The organism is Streptomyces sp. NPDC058650 (assembly GCF_042717315.1).
Classification (GTDB): Bacteria; Actinomycetota; Actinomycetes; order Streptomycetales; family Streptomycetaceae; genus Streptomyces.
The window spans coordinates 1-1,626 of record NZ_JBHXRL010000053.1 but is presented as its reverse complement, the minus strand read 5'-3'; the positions used below and the strand labels follow the sequence as shown (position 1 = coordinate 1,626).

The 1,626-nt window shown below is 72.5% G+C and carries 2 protein-coding genes; both read right to left on the bottom strand.

Annotated features, from left to right (window positions below; translation table 11 throughout):
• Positions 1-73 precede the first annotated feature (73 nt).
• The gene (locus ACFWWU_RS37165) at positions 74-901 is read right to left on the bottom strand and encodes a PP2C family protein-serine/threonine phosphatase (protein WP_384153599.1); all 828 of its coding nucleotides are present in this window, start codon (positions 899-901) and stop codon (positions 74-76) included.
• Positions 902-926: 25 nt separating this feature from the next.
• Positions 927-1,626 (bottom strand): FHA domain-containing protein (locus tag ACFWWU_RS37160; protein ID WP_384153596.1); only part of this gene is annotated, 700 nt, incomplete at its 5' end.

The following is a 1,626-nucleotide window of genomic DNA, read 5'->3' as shown; positions in this document are numbered from 1 at the left end:
CCATCATTGTATCCGCGGGCGACGGATGCCTCGCGGTGCTGTGGACAGCTCGGATGGCCGCGCCGACCCGGTGTCAGCTGCGCGCCGGCTCGACCTCGTCCGACGACTGCGCACCTGCGGGGCGTACGACCTTCAGCACGTCGACGACGATCGCCGTCACGTTGTCGCGCCCGCCGTTGCCGAGCGCGGCTTCGAGCAGCTGATGCGCGGCCTTCTCGGCCTTCGCGTTGGCCACGAGGAAGTGGCGGATGCCGTAGGTCGTGAGCTCTTTCGTCAGCCCGTCGGAGCAGATCAGCAGCCGCATTCCGGGTTCGACGGCGATCGCGCGGTAGTCGGGGATCGGCGCCTCGTGGAAGCCGACCGCGCGGGTGATCACGTTCGAGTGCGGATGGGTGTCGGCCTCTTCCCGCGTGATCTGCCCCGCATCGACGAGTTCCTGCACGATCGAGTGGTCGACCGTCAGCTGCTCGAGGACGCCTCCCACCAGGCGGTAGACGCGCGAGTCGCCGATGTTGAAGACGATCCACGCCGGTTCGTCGGCGATGGCGCCGAGCGCCGCCCCGGTGACCGTGGTGCCGCTGCCCTCGTCGGTGACGCCGGCGCCGCGGCCCATGTCCTGCACCGCCAGCCGGAGTGCGTGGTCGATCTCGGGGGTGCCGACGAGCGTCTTCCCGCCGTGCTCCGCGAGCCGGGTGACGACCGCGGCGCTCGCGAAGTCGCCTGCGGCGTGGCCGCCCATGCCATCGGCCACGGCGAACACCGGCGCCTGGGCGATGAAGCTGTCTTCGTTGACCTCGCGACGCAGCCCGGTGTCGGTGACCGCCGCCCAGGCGAGGGTGACCTCGGTGCCGTCGGGCAGCGTGATCCGGTGGCGGGCGTTGCCATTGCCGATCTGGGTCACCTGTGAGGCCTGCTGTCTGTTCGGGTCATGCGCCGGGAGCACCCTGGGCGGAGAGGATCTCGATGATCGTATCGTCTCCGAGGTCGAGGATGGCGCCGGGAAGCACGACGATGGACTCCCCCGCTCGCAGTCGACGCGTGCCGGACGACGTGCGGAGCACGGTGCCGTTGGTCGAGTGCAGGTCGGTCGCGACGAGGCGGGAGCCGACGAGGCGGAGTTCGAGGTGGGTGCCGGAGACGACCGCCGCCGGCGACTCGACCGCGAGGAGCTCGGGCTGCGCCCCGCTGCCCGCGATTCGCGGCGGCAACGGCTTCCGCCCGATGAGCACGGGCGCCGTGACGGTGAGCGGCGCGCCGTCGCCGATGCGGAACCGGGGGCCGTTCCCACCGGTCTCGATCGCGGTTCCGGACGGCGGGGCGGGCAGGGACGACGATGGCGTCCCGGTCGCCGCTCCGGATGGCATCGGTGGTGCGGGCGGCACCTCGCCGACCCGGCCGCCCGGCCGCGGCGTGACGATCGTGTCGGCGACGGACTCCTCGAGGCCCGGTTCGTGGCGACGATGGGCGAGCAGGGTGTCCGCGTCGAGCCACGGCGTGGGCGCCGGGGCGTCCGACGGTCGCGCCGCCGACGTCCACTCGACCGATGAGGTGCGCAGGCTCGCGCGCTGATGGATCACGGGCTCCCCCGCGGCCTGCACGCGATCGAGCGGCGCCGCGGCATCCGTG